The sequence below is a fragment of the Enterobacter sp. LU1 genome (assembly GCF_008271405.2).
Taxonomy (GTDB): domain Bacteria; phylum Pseudomonadota; class Gammaproteobacteria; order Enterobacterales; family Enterobacteriaceae; genus Enterobacter; species Enterobacter hormaechei_C.
Map to the genome: position 1 here is coordinate 2194105 of NZ_CP043438.2, position 20160 is coordinate 2214264.

Consider the following 20160-nt stretch of genomic DNA (forward strand, 5'->3'; position numbering starts at 1 on the left):
AAATGATCAATCTCAATAATGAAATGGATAATGCTTTCGCTGCACTTCCACTAATCTATCAACGAGAAGCCCTTATAGCTTTTTATAAAGAGAGCTTTCCATTTGCTCTTTGCCCCCCATTTTTTGCATATGCCAATGAGTTGCCATCTCTCACATGGACGCGAGTGAAGTATAGTGAACATGCGACACATGATTTCCCTCTGGAACAGGGGGTCTATATGTTCATGGTCAGTTTTCAGAATAGTAATCTTCCTGAAAATTCATATGTAATGTATGTTGGTAAGGCTGGGGATATTGGTTCGAATAATACAATATCTACTCGTTTCAGAGATTATGTGCGCCCATCCGGTTACAGGGATAGACCTAGAATTGAAAAAATGATTCAATTGTTCTCTGACCATTTATATTATTATTACGCAACCATTCCTAATGGGGAATCGACCGGCGAAGTAGAATCTACATTGGCGAATATATTTTCACCACCCTGCTGCCAACGTGATTTTACCGCTGAAATGCGCAGCTATTTGAGAGGGGTGAGATTAGCATGAATAAACGTTTAGTTCTTCCTTGTCTAAGAGGTTATCTTGGCAGTTGGACTACCTATACCTGTTTAATGCGTCTCAATGATGCGGCAAAATTAATAGGTTTTGCTCACGAATTACACAGAATAAATAAATTATCTGACAATATTCAGCGGGAATTAGGGAACGGGCGGCCAGCTGAAATTGCTGAATATCTTCTTCAGGATGAGGATAGATTCTTTAATTCTCTAGTGGTGGCTGTTTACGACGGAGATCCCAATTGGCACGAAGTTGGGGGCTTCGAACCGAATACCGAAGAAGCTGCGTTAATAAATCTCCCAGAGTATGCAAAGAATTGCCTTGGTTTTTTGTCAATCACTGGTGAGGAAAAACTTTTTGCACTGGATGGTCAACACCGTCTTGCTGGTATAAAAGCCGCTATAGATAAAAGCGACGATATTAGTAATGAATTAATAAATGTCATAATTGTTGCTCATAGAAATACACCAACCGGAATTATTAAGTCACGTCGTTTATTTACTACTTTAAATAAAAAAGCCAAGCTTGTTAGCAAGGACACAATTATCGCCTTGGATGAGGATGATATTTCAGCTTGTATCACAAGGAAATTAATTGAGTCTGACGAATTTGAATTTTTTAATGAAGAAGTTATTTCTTTCAATACTGGCCCTGTAAGAGATAAAACAAGTATCACGTCCATAGTTAATATCTACGATAACGTTCAGAAATTGGTGGCTTTAAAACTTGGAGTTAAAGAATCAGAACTTGAACGCTATCGATATAGAGATAATGAGGAGGTGTATGATTTTGTGGCATCTTTCTATAGAAGAACTTTTGAGGGATGTCCTGAACTTTTTAGTGTTGTTATGAATGGAGTAAATGCCGGAAATTATAGGAATTCTGAAACCGGGGGTCATTTACTCTTTAGGCCGATAGGTTGGGATGTATATACCGATGTTTATATTTTTTTAGTTGTAAATGTTCGCCTCACAAGCGAACAAGCTATACATTCTATTTTAACAAATGATTTAAATCTTTCAGGTGACTTGCTTGTTAATAGGGTTTGGTCCAGAGTTCAAAAGAAAATATTAAAAGTTAGTGCTAAGAACATGAAAGCTATCATTAAAGCAGTTGCAAAATAAATAGCTTCTCATCATGACGTAAGCTTCCCCTTTAGACCGCCTCCGGGCGGTTTTTTACATACATAAAACAACTGAGCCTAATGTATTTACCCGTGTCCCGATGGCCTCTATTCGGGAAAATAATCATATATACACTGCAGGATAATTGCCTTCTGACGTAAAAAATGAGGCAAGGGCAATGGCTAGGAAGAACTGGGACAAACTACAGGCACGGTTTCTTGCTGAACAACATGAAACCAGAATCAGCCAATAGACTGGCGTGAGCGTAAGGTACCAAACTTCTCCAGCGTTAAGCATTGTATAAAAATCGCAGGCTAAAACATCTACTGTTCTGCAGGCTGGCATCTCTCGCAAACCCAGCATTTCGAATTGCTCCGCATTGCTATATGCCCTAAATTTCGGGCTAACTGTGCAGCAGGCACTCTATATTCACGACATTTCTCCTCGTGTTAATGGCCCCAACACAAAAAATCATTAAAAGGATGGTTATTTAATGCCAGCACGAACTCCCACACCGTGCCGCGTGCATGGCTGCCGCGCGCTGGTAAGCGACCGTAGCGGCTATTGTGAAGCGCACAAGGGCGCAGGCTGGACACGGTACCGCAACGCTAACAAGAACGGACCAAACCCCTACGGGACGAAATGGCAGAAACTTCGAACTGCTGCCCTGCAGCGAGACCGCGGGCTTTGTGTGCTGTGCCTGGCTGACGGCCGCGCAGTACCAGCCAATGAAGTGGATCACATCATAGCGGTGGCCCACGGCGGTACAGACATGCTCGATAACCTGCAGTCGCTGTGCACCCCATGCCACCGCCACAAAACGGCGAGAGAGAGGATGAAGCCCCGCCGTAAAGGCTAGTAACGCATGGTGACAATTCCCATTGCGCGCGTCCATTTGGACGGCTAAATGGCCATTTTAAATAGGATTGATTCGCATTTGTCGGCCCTCGGGGGAGGGGGGGATCGAATCTCTGCAGGCCGCGCCGCGCCAGACGGCCCGCTTGGTCGTTTTTTTGCACCCGCGAAATTAAAAATTTCAGGATTTGACATGTCGGGAAAATCTTCTGTGCCAGGGCGAGGCCGTAAACCAAAGCCAACTGCCCGCAAGGAGCTGGCAGGCAACCCCGGCAAACGCGCTTTAAACAAGCTCGAACCAAAATTCACACCTATCACCCACGCCGATCCTCCGGAGTGGTTCGACGATACCGCGCGGCAGATGTGGGAAACCGTTATTCATGAGCTGTGCGCCCAGCGTGTGCTTTACGTTACGGATCTGCATAACGTCGTGGCGTTCTGCGCGGCGTTTCGTAACTGGCACGAATCACAGCTTGAAGTTATGCGGGTCGGCATCACCGTAGAGACCGAAGCAGGTCCGAAGAAAAATCCTGCGCTGACGGCCGCAAACGAGGCCGCCCGTCAAATGGTGACGTTTGGCAGTTTGCTGGGTCTGGATCCTGCCAGCCGCCAGCGATTGATAACTCCTAAGCAGGGGAGCGATAACCCGTTTAAAAACCTATGACTCGGAAAACTTACGCAAACGTCAACGCCGCAAATCAGTATGCCCGCGACGTGGTGCGCGGAAAGATACCGGTTTGCAGATATGTTGTGCTGGCCTGCCAGCGTCACCTCGACGATTTGGATAAAGCCACAAAAAAAAATTACCCGTATAAATTTGATAAAGACCGCGCCGAGAAGGTGGCGAAATTTATCCAGTTGCTGCCGCACACAAAAGGGGAGTGGGCATTCAAGCGGATGCCGATCACGCTGGAGCCGTGGCAGTTATTTTCTATCTGCGCCGTATTTGGCTGGGTGCATAAAAAAACCGGTTACCGCCGTTTTCGCGAGGCCTACAACGAGATCCCCCGGAAAAACGGTAAATCGGCAATGTCTGCGGGGGTGGGCCTTTACATGTTCGCTGCTGACGATGAATTTGGCGCGGAGGTATATTCCGGCGCCACGACCGAAAAGCAGGCATGGGAGGTTTTCAGACCCGCCCGCCTGATGGCGCAGCGCACCGAGCCGCTACGCGAGGCCTTCGGCATTGAGGTGCATGCGCAAAGCATGAGCCGCCCGGAGGATGGCGCCCGGTTTGAACCACTTATTGGCGACCCGGGCGACGGTGCCTCACCCAGTTGTGCCCTGATCGACGAATATCACGAACATCAGAGCGATGCCCTTTATTCGACTATGCAGACGGGTATGGGCGCCCGCCGCCAGCCGCTGATTTTTGGCATAACGACGTCCGGGTATAACATCGAGGGGCCGTGTTACGACAAGCGTCGTGAAGTTATCGAAATGCTGGAAGGCATCGTGCCTAATGACGAACTGTTCGGGATTATCTATACCGTTGACGACGGCGACGACTGGACGGACCCGGCGGTGCTGCGCAAGGCGAACCCCAATATGGGGATCTCTGTTTTCAGCGAGTACCTGCTTTCCCAGCAGCGCGCTGCGATTAACAACCCGCGCAAGGTGGGGGTGTTTAAGACAAAACACCTGAATATATGGGTTGCCGCGAAAGAGGCATTTTTCAACTTGGTTAACTGGCAAAAGTGCGCTGACAGCTCGCTGACGCTGGAACGCTTCGAGGGGCATACCTGCGTGCTGGGCTTTGACCTGGCCCGCAAGCTTGACCTCAACTGCATGATCCGGTTGTTCACCCGTAAAATTGACGGCAAGACGCATTATTACTGCATTGCGCCAAAATTCTTTGTGCCCTACGACACGATTTTTAGCGCTGATACTGGCGACCAGCGCACCGCAGAGCGCTACAAAAAGTGGGTTGATGCAGGTTTTATCACTGTAACGGACGGCGCAGAAATCGACTATCGCGATATTCTCGAAGCGGCAAAAGAGGCGAACCGCCTAAATGCCGTTGATGAATCGCCAATCGACCCCCACGGCGCCACAAACCTTTCTCATCATCTTGCTGATGAAGGGTTAAGCCCGATAACCATCACGCAGAACTACAGCAACATGTCCGATCCAATGAAAGAGCTTGAAGCCGCTATCGAGGCCGGGCGCTTCCATCACGACGGAAACCCCGTTTTAACCTGGTGTATCAGCAACGTTATAGGCAAACACATCCCTGGCGATGACGATGTTGTGCGCCCGATTAAGCAGGGTAACGAAAACAAGATTGATGGCGCCGTCGGCCTGATTATGGCGATTGGCCGCAGCATGATTGTTGAACCTTCTGATGCCCTTTCTCAACTCGACCCGGACGAAGATTTTTTAACTCTATGAAATCACTATTTTTGGATGTGCTGGGGCTCGCTGGCTTCGGCCTGCTGACGTCTGGCTTTTACATGCAATTTGGTCTGGCACCCGCGCTAATGTTCTCAGGCGGGCTGCTGCTGGCTGGCGCGCTGCTGGCAGCGGCGAGGGGGAAACGTGTTTCTTGATGCGTTATTTCGAAGTGAATATGGCAACCCGGAAAACCCCGCGAACCCGATAACATCAGAAATAGGCGATCTGGATGTGATCCGCACTTTAACGGTCACGCCGGAAACTGCGATGAAACTGGCAGCGGTGTACGCCTGTATTTATGTGTTGTCGTCCAACATTGCGCAGATGCCGCTTTACGTGCTGCGCAAAACCGACAAAGAGGTTATGCCAGCTACAGATCATCCAGCCTGGTATCTGCTTTCCTGTGAGCCAAATTTCTGGCAAACGAGCTACAAATGGCGCGAGCTGAAACAGCGTCATATTTTGGGCTGGGGCAATGGTTACACGTGGGTGAAGCGTGACCGGAAAGGCCAGCTTAAAACGCTGGAAGCCGTCATGCCGTGGGAAACCAGCCTGATTGATCGCGGAGGCCGCTACACCTACGGCGTGTATAACGAGTACGGCAGTTATGCTGTCAGCCCCTACGACATGATCCATATCCGCGCCCTGGGCAATAACGAAAAAATGGGCATCAGTCCGGTTATGCAGCACGCGCAGACAATCGGTATGGGCCTGGCCGGACAGGATTACGTTAACTCGTTTTTCCAGGGGAATGCCCGGCCAGCGGGGATTGTGACGGTGAAGGGCGAACTGTCATCTGATGCTTTTAAAAAACTTAAAGAGATGTGGCAGAAAGCCGCGGCAGCACTGCGCAAGGCTGAAAATAAAACAATGCTGCTGCCCGCCGACCTCGATTACAAAGCCCTGACGGTTTCGCCGGTCGATATGCAAATTATCGACATGATGAAACTTAACCGCTCCCTTATCGCCAGCATTTTCAACGTGCCAGCGCACATGATTAACGACCTCGAAAAAGCCACTTTTTCGAATATCAGCGAACAAGCGATCCAGTTTGTGCGCTACACGATTATGCCCTGGGTTGTTAATTGGGAGCAGGAGCTTAACCGCCGCCTGTTTACCAGCGCAGAGCTGCGCGCGGGTTATTACACCCGCTTTGATCTGGCCGGTCTGTTGCGCGGTACCGCAAAAGAGCGCGCTTCGTTTTATCACTACGCAATAACCGACGGCTGGATGAGTCGCAACGAAGTGCGCGTGCTTGAACACCTCAACCCGGTTAAAGGTCTCGACGAAATGCTGATAAGCGTTAACGCCGCCAGTCAGTTGAACCCTGAAAAAGACGACGAAACGGATAAAAAAAATGAATAAAGAGTTACGCAGCTACAGCGGAGAAATTCGCGCCGAGCAGCGCGATAACGTGACGCATATCGTGGGCTATGGCTCGGTGTTCGATGTGCTGTCAGAGTCAATGTGGGGATTCCGCGAAATTATTCGGCCAGGCGCTTTCGATGAAGTCCTGGGCGACGACGTGCGCGGGCTGTTTAACCATGACGCCAACTTTGTGCTCGGGCGAACCGCTGCCGCAACCATGACGCTGACGGTCGATGACCGCGGGCTGCATTACGACATCATCGCGCCCGAAACGCCAACTATCCGTGATCTGGTTATTGCCCCAATGCAGCGGGGCGATATTACACAGTCTTCCTTCGCGTTCCGCGTCGCGCCAGGTGGAGATAACTGGTACGAAGACGACGACGGCGTGATCATCCGCGAAATCACAAAAGTGGGGCGGCTCTATGACGTCAGCCCCGTAACCTATCCGGCTTATCAGGCCGCTGATTCTTCCGTCCGTTCCCTGACCGATTGGAAAGAGGCGCGCGCCAGAACGCTACAGGCCGTTAATGCTAAAGCCGCCCGCGAGCGCGAGCTTGATTTGTTTAATCTTTAAGGAAATAGCTCTATGAAACTTCATGAAATGCAGCAGAAACGCAATACCATCGCTGCCGATATGCGCGCTCTGCATGACAAGATCGGCGAAAGTACGTGGACGGAGGAACAGCGCTCCGAGTGGAATAACGCTAAATCAGAGCTTAAAAAGCTGGATGAAGCGATCGCACGCGAAGAAGAACTGCGGGCGCTTGATGATGATGAAGTGCGTGGCCGCGAAAATGAGCAGCGCAATAAACTGAACAAAAATAACCCAGGCACCCCTCAGGATGTGCAGCGCGCCGCGGTATTCGACAGCTTTATTCGTCGCGGCATCGGTGACTTGTCCACCGAAGAACAGCAGATTATGCGTGAAATGCGCGCCATGGGAGAAGGTCAGGCCGATAAAGGCGGCTATACCGTACCGGTTCAGATGATGAACCAGGTCATTGAGTCGATGAAAGCATATGGCGGGATCGCCAATATTGCCCAGGTGATGTATACCAGCAACGGGCAGGAAATCGACTGGCCAACAAGTGATGGCACCGCAGAAGAGGGGGAACTGATCGGCGAAAATACCGCAGCAACTGAACTTGATACTTCCTTTGGTTCGGTTTCCGTTGGCGCCAAAAAATTGTCATCAAGAATCATCCGCGTTTCTAACGAACTGCTTCAGGACAGCGCAATCAACATGGAGGCGTTCCTCGCTAACCGTGTTGGTGAGCGTATCGGGCGCACTGAATCGCGCTTGATCGTGCAGGGCACTGGTTCTGGCTCTCCCGTACAGCCGAAGGGACTGAACGCGGCTGTTACGGGAACCGTAGCGGCGGCCAAGTCCAATACGTTTACCTGGCAGGAAATGAACAAGCTGAAACATGCTGTTGATCCGGCATATCGCCGTGGGCTGAAATTCCGCTTTGCTTTCAACGACAACACGCTTGAACTGATCGAAGAAATGGTGGATTCGCAGGGTCGCCCGCTCTGGCTACCATCTGTCGCCGGTGGTACGCCTGCCACCGTACTGCAAGTACCGTATGAGATCGACCAGGCGATCGCTGATATCGGCAGCGGCAATAAATTTATTTTCTGTGGAGACTTTAGCCGATTCCTGATTCGTCGTGTGCGCTATATGTCGCTGAAACGCCTGGTTGAGCGTTATGCAGAATATGATCAGGTTGGATTCCTGGCATTTTACCGCTTTGATACCGCACTTGAAGATGTCGCCGCGATCAAAGCGCTCGTCGGCGGTGCAGCGACTGCAAAATAGCAATTATTCAACGAAATGCCGCGAAAGCGGTTTTTTTATGCCCGTCACCCGGCGGGCATGGGGTCTTAAATGCCTTTGCTGACACTTGAAGAAATAAAATCTCAGTGCCGCGTTGAAATGGATTTTACAGAAGACGATGCGCTGTTAACTGCCCTCGGTACTGCTGCGCAAACCCGCACTGAAACCCGTATCAACAGGAATCTCTACGAAAAGGAGGTGCTAGACACCGATCCTGATGGTCTGCTCCTGCCAGACGACATTAAGCAGGCTATGCTCCTGCTGGTGGGGTACTGGTACGAAAACCGCGTAGCCGTTAACGACTTTGAGCAGAGCGAGGCGCCACTGGCATATAACTGGCTCGTCGATCCATACAGGTATATCCCACTATGAAACGCCAGTTGACTGAAGTTAACGCAACATACCGGCTGCCGCAGCCCGGAGAGTTGAACGAGCGTCTCCAGTTCAGGGTCCGGCAAGATGTGCCCACGCCAGGGGGCGGTACCGAACCCGTGTACACCGAAACGTTTGAATGCTGGGGCCGGGTACGGCAGGTGTCCGACAGCGCTTATCTGAACTCGATGCAGACCGACGAAAAAATCACGCATGTGATCGTTATTCGCCGCCGCACCGATATTACGAACAGCATGGAAGTTGTACGCGACGGCTCTGTGTATCGCGTGGTGCGCGCTGGCGCGCTGAATGATGGAAAGCGCTTTACCCGCATCAGCGTGAAAGAGCTCGGCGCAGAAGTGCCGGACGACCCGCCGCCGGGTGAATCCACATTTTACGGGGGGTATGGCTATGGCAACACTCGGTAACCCGCAGGGCGGATCATACGTCCACGTCGATTTTCCAGACGCGAAAAAAGTGGTGTTCAACCGCCGGGTAGTGCGCCACGCATTCCACAAAATCGGGCGCACGATTCAGCAGAGCGCGCGCGAGCGTATCAGCCAGCGGCACGGTTCGAAGCCTGGCGAGGATCCTGGTTACTGGTCCGGCGCCACGGTGCGCTCCATCGGTTACTACGTGCCGGGCGCCAGCGGGCGCCGCCCCGGTTTCATGGTGAAAATTGCCCCAAACCAGAAGCGCGGGCGCGGTATGACACCAATGCAGTTGCACCATGTACCTGGCAGCAGCGGATTTTATCCCGCCTATCTGTTCTATGGCGTGCGCCGCGGTGCCGTGCGTACGAAATCACATCACAAAGGCGCGTCTGGCGGCAGTGGCTGGCGCATCCAGCCCCGCGGCAACTACATGACCGAAGCCCTGAAAGACAAAAAATACTGGACGGAACGCACACTCTTTAACGCGCTGCGCCGCGCAGTAAAACCGGAGCCGATTTAATAATGGAACTGAGCACGATTATTAATGCCCTGCGCGAGCGCGTACCTGATTTTTGCCAGCGCGTCAGCGGGGCGGCGGAGTTTCGCCCGCTGCCAGAGGTGGGGAAATTATCGCTTCCGGCTGCTTACGTGATCCCGCTACATGACGAAACCGGAGAGCAGAAAAGCCAGACTGATTATTGGCAGGAATGCACCGACGGGTTTTCTGTTGTTGTGGCGCTGGATAACCGTCTTGACGAGCTGGGCCTTAACTCAATCGACGACGCTGTGCACCTTGTTCGTCGAAAATTATGGCGGGCGCTGTTGGGCTGGCAGCCGAGGCCTGAATACACGTTCGGGATTGAATACCGCGGCGGCGTGCTGCTGGATATGAACCGTGCGATCCTCTATTACAAGTTTGATTTTCAGGCCACGTTCGAAATCGGCCCGGAAGATACGTGGCAGGAAATTGAACTGGCGGCGCTACCTGAATTAAAAACCGTCCACATCGATGTTGACCTTATCGACCCCGGCAAAGGCCTGGACGGTCGCCCTGAATTTCAGGCAGACATTGCGCTGCCTTCCAAAGAATCCACCTGATAACGGAGATTATTATGTCCGTAAGTTTTAACACCATCCCGGCATCCGGGATTCTGGTGCCGTTGTTCTATGCAGAAATGGACAACAGCCAGGCTAACACAGCTACGGCAACGCAGCCGACCGTTATTTTTGGGCATGCGCTGAACGGCAGCACGATACCTCTAAACGAGTTGACACTTGTTTCCAGCGTCAGCGAACTGAAAGTGCAGGCGGGCGCTGGTAGCCAGCTTGCGCGAATGGCTGCTGCTTACCGCAATGTCGATTCCAGCGGCCAACTATGGGCGATTGCCGTGCCAGAACCCGCAGGAGCAAAAGCCACTGGCACCATTCTGGTTGGCGGCGCTGCAATTTCTGCTGGCGTTATTTCCCTCTATATCGGGGTTAAGCGCGTGCAGATCGCCGTTAGTGCCGCAGATACGGCCGACATCATCGGTGGCAATATTGTTAAGGCAATAAACGCCAATCATGATCTGCCGGTTGTTGGCGAAGCGTCGGAACAAAATTTAAACACCGTTACGCTGGAAGCAAAAAATATTGGCCTTTTCGGTAATGAAATCCCTGTCAGCATTAATTATTACGGTAGCGCAGGTGGTGAGGTGCTCCCGCAGGGTGTAACTATTACGATCACTGCGATGGCTGGCGGTGCTGGTGCACCTGATTTTACAGATGCCATTTCTTCCCTGGGCGATGAAGACTGTGATTTTATCGCGTTCCCGTTCAACGACAGCGCGAGCCTGGACGCCATTGGTCTGGCAATGAACGATTCAACGGGGCGCTGGGCGCCGGGCCGCCAGAGTTACGGGCACGTGTACAGCGCGAAAATGGGTGATCTCGGCAGCCTGCAATCGTTCGGTACCACACGTAACGATCAGCACGTCAGCATTGATGGTAACGAGCCGACAAACCAGACATGTTCTGACGAATGGGCCGCTATCTTTACTGCGCGCAACGCTGTATTCATCCGCGCCGATCCTGCCAGGCCAACTCAGACGGGGCAGCTCAATGGCGCCCTGCCAGCACCTGCGGGGAAACGCTTCCAGAAAACGCAGCGCAACACCTTGCTTAACTCCGGGATCGCTACCAGCTATGCGCAAGGCAGCAACGCCTTTATTGAGCGCGCTGTAACGACGTATCAGAAAAACTCATTCGGGGAAAAGGATAACAGCTATCTCGACAGCGAAACGCTGCACACCAGTGCTTACGTTCTGCGCGCGCTTGAAACCTGCGTCACAAGTAAATACGGACGTCACAAACTGGCGAACGACGGTACACGCTTCGGTCCTGGCCAGGCGATTGTCACGCCGACGGTTATTAAGGCTGAAATGTGTGCACAGTACCAAATCATGGAAGAGGCCGGGATCGTCGAGAATTTCGACCTGTTCAAAAAATATCTGGTAGTTGAGCGTGACGCGAACGATCCAAACCGCGTCAATGTGCTGTTCCCGCCTGATTACATCAATCAGCTGCGTGTCTTCGCCCTCGTTAACCAGTTCCGCTTACAGTATCAGGAGGCCGCGTAATGTCTCGCATCGCTGGAACCACATATTTCAAACTGGACGGCGATCAGCTGTCCTTAACCGGCGGCATTGAGGTGCCGCTTAACACTACGTCACGCGATGATGTGATCGGCCTCGATAAATCCGTGGATTACAAGGAAACCTACCGGGCGCCATACATCAAAGGCACCTTTAAAGTGCCGGGCAACTTCCCGATCGACAAAATCACCACCGCTGACACGATGACGGCGACCGCCGAGCTGGCAAACGGCATGGTGTATGTGCTGCGCGAAGCCTGGCTGTCAGGTGAGGCCAGTTTCAACGCCGAGGAAGGCACAGCCGATCTTGAATTTCACGGTAAAACAGGATTTTTCCAATGATTCCAGTAGACCTTACAACCCCTATTCAAGCCCATGGCGAAGAACTCAGAACGCTGGAATTGCAGGATCCCACTTTTGAACAAATTCAGAAACTGGGAACTCCTGTTTCACTGGACGGCAACGGCAACTTTACGATCAACACGCAGACCGCCTTCAAATACATTCCCGAACTTGCAGGCGTTCCGCCTTCGTCGCTGAAAACGCTTAGTGCATACGACCTTAATAATCTCTGCTGGGCCGTGTGGCGTTTTTTTATGACGAAACAACAGGAGAGCCAGACGAAAAGCTGATCCAGCAGCTCGAACGCCGGGTGTATGACCTGGCGTTTTTCTGGCATCTCGACCCGGTGAATATTATGCGTAAACCACTGGGGGAATTTTTCGCGATGGAATCGCACGCGGTCAGAATAGCGGAGGCGCGCAATCGTGGCTGACAGCTTTCAGTTAAAAGCGATCATCACCGGCGTAGACAAGCTTTCGCCGGTGCTCGATGGCATTTCAAAAAACGTTAAAAAGGCCGGGAAAGGGATCAAAGAAAAAGCACTTATGGCGGGTGCGTTCGGTACCGCATGGTCGCTTGCGCTGGCAAAACCCGTCAAAGATGCGATGGAGTTTGAAAGCTCGATGGCCGACGTGCGCAAAGTCGTGAACTTTGACCGTCCGGAGCAGTTTAAGCAGATGGGCCAGGACATTCTTGAAATGTCCACGCAATTGCCGATGGCTGCCAACGACATCGCTAAAATCGTTGCCGCAGGTGGCCAGGCCGGGCTTGCTGCCGGGGATTTGAAAGAGTTCGCAACCACAGCCGTTAAAATGGGGATCGCGTTCGACGAAACAGCAGAAGAAGCCGGGCAGCAAATGGCACAATGGCGCGTGTCGCTCGGGCTCACGCAGGATCAGGTTTCTGAACTGGCTGATCAGATTAACTACCTCGGGAACACCGGTCCGACGACAGCAGCAAATATCACTGATGTCGTGACGCGCGTCGGGTCGCTTGGGAAGATTGCTGGTTTTACCGCTGCTGATGTAGCCGCACTTGGTTCGACGATCGGATCTGCTGGTATTCAATCTGACGTAGCGGCCACCGCCATCAAAAAGGTCTTCACCACGCTGGCATCTGGCCAGAAAATGACGAAAGACCAGAAAAAGTCGATGAAGTTTCTGCACCTTAACCCGAAAACGCTGGCGTCTGATTTGCAGAAGAACGGTAAAGCCGCGCTTGAAAACGTGTTTACTCAGTTGAGCAAGGTTGCACCCGAAAAGCGCGTGGCGGTGCTTAAATCGTTGTTCGGCGAAGAATCAGTGGGGGCCATCGCGCCGCTGCTGGCCAACCTCAGTTTGTTGAAAACAAACTTCAACCGCGTGGCCGATTCAGCGCAATATGCTGGCTCGATGCAGAAGGAATATGCGAGCAGGGCCAGCACAACGGCGAACCAGCTCGAACTATTGCAGAACAACATTAACAGGATCAGCGTTAATACGGGTGATGCGCTGCTTCCTGCTGTCAGTGATGGGCTAAACCAGGCTATGCCATTGCTCAATGAAGTCGCCGACTTCGTGAAAGCAAACCCCGAAATAATAAAGATTGCTGCTGGGGCTGCTGCTGGGCTTACTGCGATTGGGGGGATGGCTGCAATCGGTATGCTGGTGGCTGCTGTCGGGCCATTGGGGTTGATGCTGGGATCGCTGGTGGCGGCGGGTACGTTTATCGCGACGAACTGGAGCACTATTAAGGATGCGTGGGAACACGGCAAACCGCTGGCGCCAAAACCGCTTACGCCACAACAGCAGACCGTCGCCGATGCGTTCAACTTCAATAAACCAGCCAATACACCAGGCTTCGGTCTGTTGGCTGTGCAGCAGGAGGTTGCAAACAAGCAGACGGGAGTGGCGTTATTGCACGACATACAGGTGGCTACCGGGCAACAGGCGCCTAGCCCGTTTAATCGTGGTAGCGGCCCGGCGTACAACTACAGCGCGCCGACCGGCCAGCAGATCCTCACTGGCGCGAAATCGCAGTTGCAGGGTGAGCTTGTCGTCAGATTCGACGGCGCCCCTCCGGGGATGCGCGTATCTGAGGGGCAGACCAATACGCCGGGTGTGAAAGTGAAATCTGAGGTTGGCTATTCACAATTTTCATCGTCATATTTAATGCGATAGTCCTGCCTCCTATCTGGAAAAACACACACCCGCTTCGGCGGGTTTTTTGTTGGGTGAATTATGGGTTCCTGGTTATTCAAATTACAGCCAGCATCATTCCGCGGCGTGCCGTTCAAAGTCTCTGGCGATGAAGGCACGTTTGGGCGACGGGCAACTACGCACGAATACCCGTTGCGCGATGTGCCGTTTACGCAAGATATGGGCCGCAAAGCGCGGCGATACTCCGTTTCCGCCTATCTTGTTGGCAACGACTACATGAGCCAGCGTGATCGCCTGCTTACTGCGCTTGAGCAGGGCGGCAGTGCAACGCTGATTCACCCGTACTATGGAGTGTAAACGTTGACGGTGAAATAAAGGTGCAGCACCGTCGTGACAACGGCGGCATGTGCACAATTTCGCTTCAGTTCGTTGAAGCTGGACAGTTGAACTACCCGACATCCGGCGGCGCTACTGAACAGAACGTTCAAAAAGCGGCAGACCAGGCTGATCAGTCTTTTGCTGATAAATTTCTTGAAGATTTCGATTTGACCGGACCGGGCTGGATCAGTGACGGTGTTATGCAGAATGCAAGCGATATGCTTGATGATGTGATCGAGGTTTTCGAAGTGGTGGACACCGGCATAAGCGATGCCGCCAGGCTGTTGCAGGGTGATCTGTCCGTGCTGTTCCCGCCCCCATCGCAAGGCGCTGAAATTATCGAGCGCGTCCAGGAAATGTGGGCCGCCGGGAAGTCGATTTATTACAACACTGACAGCGCAATTAGTGCGGTTGATATTCTTAAATCTGTTGCCGCTTTTACTTCACTGGCGCCGCGGGGCGTGTGGCCAACGTTAAGCGCAACAGAGCAGCAAATTACCCGTGCGACAAACTCATTTTCGCAGCTGATGCGCAGCACCGCAGTTGTACAGTCCACCCGTCAATTCTCTGAGCTACCGACTCCGACCCAGCGCAATCCACGCCTGGCTGCTAATAGCCATTCGGCGTTAAACGACACGCCGGGGCAGGTAAGCAAAGTGACGATAATGCCCGTCAGTTATGACCAGCTAACGCGGCAGCGGGTAACTTATAGCCAGCTTTTTGACCGTGAAACATGCCGTGTTACAGGTGATGATCCGTTTATTCGTCTTGAGAATCTGAGGCAGGCTGTTTTGCTGGATATCCAGAAGCGCCTTCAGCAGTCAGCAAAAATGATCACCCGCACGCCGGACGATGTTACCCCTGCTGTTGTGCTGGCATCTACGTGGTACGACGATGCCGGGCGAGGCGCTGAAATTGTCGCGCTTAACAATATTCCTCACCCCGGTTTTGTACCGCCGGACCCACTGCGAGTGGCTTCTGAATGAATGATCATGATGTGACCCTGCGCGTCAACGGAAAGGAATTTGCAGGCTGGACGCGCGTAAATATTTCAGCAGGTATCGACCGGATAGCCCGCAACTTTGATGTAGAGATTACACGGCAGTGGCCGCAGAGCAACAATCTTGCAGCATTGGCGCTGCCGGTCATCGATGGTGATGTTGTTGAAGTGCTGATCGGCGACGATAAAGTATTAACGGGGTATGTTGATTCCACGCCGCTGCGCTATGACGCAAACAGTGTCAGCGCCAGCATTGCAGGCCGCAGCAAAACCGAAGACCTGATCGACTGTTCGGCGCCGACGCAGCCAGGCCAGTTCACTAACCGCAGCCTGGCGCAAATCGTCAGCACGCTGGCGCAGCCGTTCGGCGTGAATGTGGTCAGCGCCACGCCGGAGAGCGCCACGTTAACCAGCTTTCAAATTGACTATGGCGAGACCGTCAGCGAAGCACTTAATCGGCTTCTCGGGCTTGAGCAGGTGCTTGCGTTCGACAATGCCGACGGCGCGCTTGTACTGGACACCGTTGGCAATGAAAAGGCGCATACCGCACTTGTCCTGGGGCAGAACGTGATCAGTGCAGAAAGTCCCCGTGATTTCAGCGACCGCTTTTCTGAGTACACCGTTTCTGGCCAGCGGGCCGGTTCAGACGAAGATTATGGCGAGACAACGAACAGCAAAATTACCACAACAGTGAAAGATGGCGCTGTTAAACGCTACAGGCCTTTGATCATTAAACAGTGCGGAAACGCCACGCTTGCCACCGCAAAAGCGCGGGCGCAGTACGAACAGGCGCACCGCGAGGGCTTAACACTTGAAACCACTTATACGGTAGTGGGGTGGCGCCAGGGCGATGGCCAACTCTGGCAACCAAACCAGCGCGTCGTCGTGTGGGATCCGGTAATGGGGTTCGATAACGCGGAGCTTGTGGTGGCAGAAACTACCTGGCAACTCGATAACGGTGGTTTAACCACGCGCCTGCGCGTTGGTCCGCTGGCTGCTTACATGCCTGAACCGCAAACAGAGAAGCGCCACCGCCGCCGTCGCCGCCGGTCCGACGATGATGGGGGGAGCTTCTGATGAAATCAGCATTTTCGCGCATCGAGCGCACATTACAGAACCTGCTGGCTCGTGCGGTCGTTACAGGTCTGGATACGGCAAAAAAATGCCAGATGCTTCAGGTTGAACTGATGCCCGGAGAACCAAAAGAAAACGTCGAACACCTGGAACCCTACGGATTCACAAGCGCGCCGCTGACCGGTGCGGAAGGGTTCGCCCTGTTCCCTGACGGTGACCGCTCGCACGGTGTGATCCTGATGGTTGCCGACCGGCGTTATCGTATCAAAGGGCTGACTGCCGGGGAGGTGGCAATTTACACCGACGAAGGTGATACGCTGACATTTAAGCGTGGAAATATCGTCGAACTGAATACAAAAATTTTCAACGTTAACGCGGCTGATGCGGTGAATATTAAAACCAAATCATTCAATGTGAATGCTGCCAACGCAGCAGATATAAAAACAAAAATATTCACACTTGATGCCTCAACATCTACTGCGCTGACAACTGCCGCTTGTTCAATCAAAGCGACATACACAGTCAGTGTTTCCGCTCCACAAATTGGGCTTAACGGTAATCTTACTGTCAGCGATGCCGGTGGCGGCGCAGCGGGTAATGCAGTACTGCGCGGAAACCTCACACTTCAAGGCAATCAGCAAACTACTGGCACCAGTACAGCTACAGATCATCTCTCATCTGGTAAGTCTGGCGCATTGCATCGTCATCCTGGTGACAGCGGCGGAACTACGGGCACACCGATATGATTTTTTTCCTAAATGGTGTTTTAACTGATCAGACTGCGGTAACAAACCCTATACCGCGGGCGGTGATTATTTCCCTTTTCTCCTGGCGCCGAGCGAACCCTGATGTTAATGCCCCGACGCCGATGGGCTGGTGGGGTGACACATATCCCACAGTTACAGGGGATCGGATAGGCTCCCGGCTCTGGCTGCTGGGCCGTGAGAAGATCACAAACGATACGCTGAACCGGGCGCGTGATTACGCGACCGAAGCGCTTCAGTGGATGCTCGACGACGGCGTGGCCGCGCGTATCGACGTTGATTCACGCCGCATCGGGCAGGAATCCGCTGTGCTCGATATCAAGATTTATCAGCGCGATGGGACTACATGGAACATGCGATTCGATGATTACTGGAGAATTTTAAATTATGGCTGACAGCGATTTTTACCGCCCGCCACTGCCTGAGCTTATTACTCAGATTCGCAACGATATTCTTTCCCGCTTCCAGCAAGATGAGGTTTTACGCCGGGCAAATGCTGAAGTGTATTCCCGCGCAACGGCTGCTGCTGTTAATTCACTGTATGGCTATTTGGATTATCTTGCCCGCAATCTGCTCCCTGATTTGGCAGATGAAGCCTGGCTGTACCGGCACGGCAATCTGAAAAAATGCCCTCGCAAACAACCCGCAGCGGCGGCAGGCTGGGTGCGCTGGGATGGGGTAAGTGACGGACTGGTGATTGATGAAGGTGTGGAAATCCAGCGTGATGATCAGGTGACATTCACTGTTACCACCTCCACAACTTCGGCGGGCGGTGTTATGCGTGCGCCAGTGATGTGCGAAACGGCGGGGGATGATGGAAATACAGACGACGGCACAGGCTTGATGCTGGTTAGCCCTGTCGCCGGTCTGCCTTCTCGCGGCGCCGCTGATACTATCAATGGCGGTACTGATCTGGAAGATTTAGAGCAGTGGCGTGCCAGAATCATCGACCACTGGTACTACGTGCCGCAGTCCGGTGCTGATCCTGATTATATTGTATGGGCTGAAAGCGTACAGGGCATTACCCGGGCGTGGACATTACGAAACTATGCGGGGTTGGGGACAGTCGGCGTGCTGTGCGCAACGGATGACGACAATGATCCGACTCCAACTGCGCAGGAAGTTCAGAATGTTTATGACTACATCGCGCCAAAATCGGCGGTTGCTGGCTCAGCCCTTTTTGTGTTTGGCCCAGCAGTCAAAACTGTTGATTTCCAGATACTGGTTAACCCCGACACTGCCGATACCCGCGCAGCAGTACAAAGCGAAGTAAAAGCCTGGCTCAAGCGCGACGGGCAGCCATCGGCGACGCTTGAAATGTCGCGTCTCGATGAAGCTATTAGTGCCGCGGCGGGTGAATACAGCCACACCCGTCTCATGCCGGACGCCGATATTACGCTTGGGGCCACTGAGCTGCCCGTTGCCGGAGCCTTTACATGGACACAGACCAGTTAACGCAGAATTACCAGCAGCAGTTACATAACCTTTTACCGCCTGGCCCTGCGTGGAGTGATAACGATCCTCTTCTTGCAGGGCTGGTACCAGCCTTCGCAGCGGTACATGAGCGCGCTAATGACCTGGTGCGTGAAAGTGACCCCCGACAGACCGTGGAATTACTCGAACGATGGGAAACTGTTAGTGGGTTGCCCGATTCCTGCTCAGTGCCGGGAGCTGATACGCTGGAAGAACGGCAGCGGAGGCTAAATTCAAAAGTTAATGCTGTCGGCGGTATTACAGAAGATTTTTATTTATCAGTGCTGGATGATATCGGATATCCGGACGCAACAATTACAACTTTCGGCGGCGATAATTTCAGGTGCACATCACATTGTAATGATTCGCTTCACGATGAAATGTCTAATTTTGTTTGGCAGGTTAATTTCACGGAGGAAACGAAAGTGTTCTCTATGACATGTGATTCAAAATGTAATGAGCATATTCGAACGTGGGGAAACACCGTCGCTGAATGCGTTATGAATAAATTATGCCCGTCACATACTGTGGTTATATTTAGTTATCCGTAGGAGTTAAAATGCATCGTATTGACACATCGACAGCGCAAAAAGATAAATTTGGCGCGGGTAAAAATGGTTTTACGGATGGCAATCCGCAGACAGGAACACAATCCACTGCTTTAAATGCCTCATTTTTCGATACAGTTCAGGAAGAAGTCTGTGCTGTTATAGAAGATGAGGGTATTACTCTGGATTCTGAAAATAACGGACAATTACTCGAGGCAATAAAGAGCAAAATTACTACTGCTATTGCCGGACTTCCCGGCGCTCCCGTCACCAGCGTAAACGGCAAGACAGGCGCCGTTCAGCTTAAAGCGACTGACGTGGGAGCAGTAGCGAGCGTCAACGGCGCAAAACCTGACGCTAACGGCAATGTGACTGTTTCAATTCCCGGCGCTCCCGTCACCAGCGTAAACGGCAAGACAGGCGCCGTTCAGCTTAAAGCGACTGACGTGGGAGCAGTAGCGAGCGTCAACGGCGCAAAACCTGACGCTAACGGCAATGTGACTGTTTCAATTCCCGCCGCACCTGTCACCAGCGTAAACGGCAAGACGGGCGCCGTTCAGCTTAAAGCCCAGGATGTTGGTGTGACAATGGATAATATCGGCACTAATCAGTATGCATTAAGCACAAACGGAATAGCGCGTGTAATAGGTATCGGAGGGATTGCAAGTAACAATAATGAAGTGACCGTAACTCTCGGTCGCGCTTTTCCCAGTAAGATTGTAGCAATAAGCGGATCTTTTTCGGGGAATGGTGGGCAGGATTCCGACTCATGGTGGACAGCAACCGTTATTAACTCAGGATCCTTTACATTGCGTAGCAGGAACGCCAGCGGCACATGGTCATTCGTCTTAACGGGTAATTAAT

General features: G+C 52.3%; 25 protein-coding genes. All 25 read left to right on the forward strand.

What is annotated here, in order from left to right:
* Positions 1-2 precede the first annotated feature (2 nt).
* The 25 genes from FZF21_RS10555 to FZF21_RS10675 all read left to right on the forward strand — a co-directional run bounded on the left by FZF21_RS10555 (position 3) and on the right by FZF21_RS10675 (position 20159).
* Positions 3-548 carry a hypothetical protein gene (locus FZF21_RS10555; RefSeq protein WP_149121359.1) on the forward strand — a complete coding sequence of 182 codons (546 nt, stop codon included), beginning with the start codon at positions 3-5 and terminating at the stop codon, positions 546-548.
* A complete protein-coding gene (locus FZF21_RS10560; protein ID WP_149121358.1) occupies positions 545-1684 on the forward strand; it encodes a DNA sulfur modification protein DndB in 1140 nt (379 codons plus the stop codon). The genes FZF21_RS10555 and FZF21_RS10560 overlap by 4 nt, the downstream gene beginning before the upstream one ends.
* 493 nt (positions 1685-2177) lie before the next feature.
* Positions 2178-2543 carry an HNH endonuclease signature motif containing protein gene (locus tag FZF21_RS10565; protein WP_149121357.1) on the forward strand — a complete coding sequence of 122 codons (366 nt, stop codon included), beginning with the start codon at positions 2178-2180 and terminating at the stop codon, positions 2541-2543.
* A 189-nt stretch (positions 2544-2732) separates the two neighbouring features.
* Positions 2733-3203, forward strand: coding sequence for a phage terminase small subunit P27 family (locus tag FZF21_RS10570; RefSeq protein WP_058657231.1), 471 nt, complete (start codon positions 2733-2735; stop codon positions 3201-3203).
* Positions 3200-4930 (forward strand): terminase large subunit, encoded by a 1731-nt coding sequence (locus FZF21_RS10575; protein WP_149121356.1) that lies wholly within the window; start codon positions 3200-3202, stop codon positions 4928-4930. Before FZF21_RS10570 ends, FZF21_RS10575 begins: the two co-directional genes overlap by 4 nt.
* On the forward strand, positions 4927-5088 hold the full coding sequence (locus FZF21_RS10580; protein ID WP_165590720.1) for a hypothetical protein: 162 nt from the start codon (positions 4927-4929) through the stop codon (positions 5086-5088). Before FZF21_RS10575 ends, FZF21_RS10580 begins: the two co-directional genes overlap by 4 nt.
* Positions 5078-6298, forward strand: a complete 1221-nt coding sequence (locus FZF21_RS10585) for a phage portal protein (RefSeq protein ID WP_149121355.1) — start codon at positions 5078-5080, stop codon at positions 6296-6298. Before FZF21_RS10580 ends, FZF21_RS10585 begins: the two co-directional genes overlap by 11 nt.
* Positions 6291-6878 (forward strand): HK97 family phage prohead protease, encoded by a 588-nt coding sequence (locus tag FZF21_RS10590; protein WP_149121354.1) that lies wholly within the window; start codon positions 6291-6293, stop codon positions 6876-6878. The genes FZF21_RS10585 and FZF21_RS10590 overlap by 8 nt, the downstream gene beginning before the upstream one ends.
* A gap of 12 nt (positions 6879-6890) precedes the next feature.
* Positions 6891-8123 (forward strand): phage major capsid protein, encoded by a 1233-nt coding sequence (locus FZF21_RS10595; RefSeq protein WP_149121353.1) that lies wholly within the window; start codon positions 6891-6893, stop codon positions 8121-8123.
* A 117-nt stretch (positions 8124-8240) separates the two neighbouring features.
* The gene (locus tag FZF21_RS10600; RefSeq protein WP_244323628.1) at positions 8241-8513 is read left to right on the forward strand and encodes a head-tail connector protein; all 273 of its coding nucleotides are present in this window, start codon (positions 8241-8243) and stop codon (positions 8511-8513) included.
* On the forward strand, positions 8510-8941 hold the full coding sequence (locus tag FZF21_RS10605; RefSeq protein ID WP_149121351.1) for a phage head closure protein: 432 nt from the start codon (positions 8510-8512) through the stop codon (positions 8939-8941). Before FZF21_RS10600 ends, FZF21_RS10605 begins: the two co-directional genes overlap by 4 nt.
* Positions 8925-9467 (forward strand): hypothetical protein, encoded by a 543-nt coding sequence (locus tag FZF21_RS10610; RefSeq protein WP_149121350.1) that lies wholly within the window; start codon positions 8925-8927, stop codon positions 9465-9467. The genes FZF21_RS10605 and FZF21_RS10610 overlap by 17 nt, the downstream gene beginning before the upstream one ends.
* 2 nt (positions 9468-9469) lie before the next feature.
* Complete coding sequence (locus tag FZF21_RS10615) at positions 9470-10045, forward strand: hypothetical protein (RefSeq protein ID WP_149121349.1); 576 nt, start codon at positions 9470-9472, stop codon at positions 10043-10045.
* 14 nt (positions 10046-10059) lie between these two features.
* Positions 10060-11565: a phage tail sheath subtilisin-like domain-containing protein gene (locus FZF21_RS10620; protein ID WP_149121348.1), complete on the forward strand. Its 1506-nt coding sequence runs from the start codon at positions 10060-10062 to the stop codon at positions 11563-11565.
* Positions 11565-11921, forward strand: coding sequence for a phage tail tube protein (locus FZF21_RS10625; RefSeq protein ID WP_149121347.1), 357 nt, complete (start codon positions 11565-11567; stop codon positions 11919-11921). Before FZF21_RS10620 ends, FZF21_RS10625 begins: the two co-directional genes overlap by 1 nt.
* A complete protein-coding gene (locus FZF21_RS10630; protein WP_149121346.1) occupies positions 11918-12211 on the forward strand; it encodes a phage tail assembly protein in 294 nt (97 codons plus the stop codon). Before FZF21_RS10625 ends, FZF21_RS10630 begins: the two co-directional genes overlap by 4 nt.
* A gap of 135 nt (positions 12212-12346) precedes the next feature.
* Complete coding sequence (locus FZF21_RS10635; protein WP_149121344.1) at positions 12347-14080, forward strand: phage tail tape measure protein; 1734 nt, start codon at positions 12347-12349, stop codon at positions 14078-14080.
* 60 nt (positions 14081-14140) lie between these two features.
* On the forward strand, positions 14141-14416 hold the full coding sequence (locus tag FZF21_RS10640) for a DNA circularization N-terminal domain-containing protein (RefSeq protein WP_149121343.1): 276 nt from the start codon (positions 14141-14143) through the stop codon (positions 14414-14416).
* Positions 14417-14436: 20 nt separating this feature from the next.
* Positions 14437-15423, forward strand: a complete 987-nt coding sequence (locus FZF21_RS10645) for a DNA circularization protein (protein ID WP_149121342.1) — start codon at positions 14437-14439, stop codon at positions 15421-15423.
* Complete coding sequence (locus FZF21_RS10650) at positions 15420-16514, forward strand: phage baseplate assembly protein (RefSeq protein WP_149121341.1); 1095 nt, start codon at positions 15420-15422, stop codon at positions 16512-16514. The genes FZF21_RS10645 and FZF21_RS10650 overlap by 4 nt, the downstream gene beginning before the upstream one ends.
* A complete protein-coding gene (locus FZF21_RS10655; protein WP_149121340.1) occupies positions 16514-17257 on the forward strand; it encodes a phage baseplate assembly protein V in 744 nt (247 codons plus the stop codon). Before FZF21_RS10650 ends, FZF21_RS10655 begins: the two co-directional genes overlap by 1 nt.
* On the forward strand, positions 17254-17670 hold the full coding sequence (locus FZF21_RS10660) for a phage GP46 family protein (protein ID WP_149121339.1): 417 nt from the start codon (positions 17254-17256) through the stop codon (positions 17668-17670). The genes FZF21_RS10655 and FZF21_RS10660 overlap by 4 nt, the downstream gene beginning before the upstream one ends.
* Entirely contained in the window at positions 17663-18730 is a 1068-nt protein-coding gene (locus tag FZF21_RS10665) for a baseplate J/gp47 family protein (protein ID WP_149121338.1), read from the forward strand. The genes FZF21_RS10660 and FZF21_RS10665 overlap by 8 nt, the downstream gene beginning before the upstream one ends.
* Positions 18712-19299 carry a putative phage tail protein gene (locus FZF21_RS10670; RefSeq protein ID WP_149121337.1) on the forward strand — a complete coding sequence of 196 codons (588 nt, stop codon included), beginning with the start codon at positions 18712-18714 and terminating at the stop codon, positions 19297-19299. Before FZF21_RS10665 ends, FZF21_RS10670 begins: the two co-directional genes overlap by 19 nt.
* Before the next feature lie 8 nt (positions 19300-19307).
* Positions 19308-20159 (forward strand): hypothetical protein, encoded by an 852-nt coding sequence (locus FZF21_RS10675; protein WP_149121336.1) that lies wholly within the window; start codon positions 19308-19310, stop codon positions 20157-20159.
* Position 20160 lies beyond the last annotated feature (1 nt).

Coding starts and splice junctions, on each gene's coding strand:
- FZF21_RS10675 (WP_149121336.1), top strand. CDS start 19,308: ATGCATCGTATTGACACATCGACAGCGCAAAAAGATAAATTTGGCGCG.
- FZF21_RS10620 (WP_149121348.1), top strand. CDS start 10,060: ATGTCCGTAAGTTTTAACACCATCCCGGCATCCGGGATTCTGGTGCCG.
- FZF21_RS10665 (WP_149121338.1), top strand. CDS start 17,663: ATGGCTGACAGCGATTTTTACCGCCCGCCACTGCCTGAGCTTATTACT.
- FZF21_RS10575 (WP_149121356.1), top strand. CDS start 3,200: ATGACTCGGAAAACTTACGCAAACGTCAACGCCGCAAATCAGTATGCC.
- FZF21_RS10625 (WP_149121347.1), top strand. CDS start 11,565: ATGTCTCGCATCGCTGGAACCACATATTTCAAACTGGACGGCGATCAG.
- FZF21_RS10610 (WP_149121350.1), top strand. CDS start 8,925: ATGGCAACACTCGGTAACCCGCAGGGCGGATCATACGTCCACGTCGAT.
- FZF21_RS10595 (WP_149121353.1), top strand. CDS start 6,891: ATGAAACTTCATGAAATGCAGCAGAAACGCAATACCATCGCTGCCGAT.
- FZF21_RS10580 (WP_165590720.1), top strand. CDS start 4,927: ATGAAATCACTATTTTTGGATGTGCTGGGGCTCGCTGGCTTCGGCCTG.
- FZF21_RS10660 (WP_149121339.1), top strand. CDS start 17,254: ATGATTTTTTTCCTAAATGGTGTTTTAACTGATCAGACTGCGGTAACA.
- FZF21_RS10650 (WP_149121341.1), top strand. CDS start 15,420: ATGAATGATCATGATGTGACCCTGCGCGTCAACGGAAAGGAATTTGCA.
- FZF21_RS10640 (WP_149121343.1), top strand. CDS start 14,141: ATGGGTTCCTGGTTATTCAAATTACAGCCAGCATCATTCCGCGGCGTG.
- FZF21_RS10565 (WP_149121357.1), top strand. CDS start 2,178: ATGCCAGCACGAACTCCCACACCGTGCCGCGTGCATGGCTGCCGCGCG.
- FZF21_RS10655 (WP_149121340.1), top strand. CDS start 16,514: ATGAAATCAGCATTTTCGCGCATCGAGCGCACATTACAGAACCTGCTG.
- FZF21_RS10600 (WP_244323628.1), top strand. CDS start 8,241: ATGGATTTTACAGAAGACGATGCGCTGTTAACTGCCCTCGGTACTGCT.
- FZF21_RS10605 (WP_149121351.1), top strand. CDS start 8,510: ATGAAACGCCAGTTGACTGAAGTTAACGCAACATACCGGCTGCCGCAG.
- FZF21_RS10560 (WP_149121358.1), top strand. CDS start 545: ATGAATAAACGTTTAGTTCTTCCTTGTCTAAGAGGTTATCTTGGCAGT.
- FZF21_RS10630 (WP_149121346.1), top strand. CDS start 11,918: ATGATTCCAGTAGACCTTACAACCCCTATTCAAGCCCATGGCGAAGAA.
- FZF21_RS10570 (WP_058657231.1), top strand. CDS start 2,733: ATGTCGGGAAAATCTTCTGTGCCAGGGCGAGGCCGTAAACCAAAGCCA.
- FZF21_RS10555 (WP_149121359.1), top strand. CDS start 3: ATGATCAATCTCAATAATGAAATGGATAATGCTTTCGCTGCACTTCCA.
- FZF21_RS10670 (WP_149121337.1), top strand. CDS start 18,712: ATGGACACAGACCAGTTAACGCAGAATTACCAGCAGCAGTTACATAAC.
- FZF21_RS10590 (WP_149121354.1), top strand. CDS start 6,291: ATGAATAAAGAGTTACGCAGCTACAGCGGAGAAATTCGCGCCGAGCAG.
- FZF21_RS10615 (WP_149121349.1), top strand. CDS start 9,470: ATGGAACTGAGCACGATTATTAATGCCCTGCGCGAGCGCGTACCTGAT.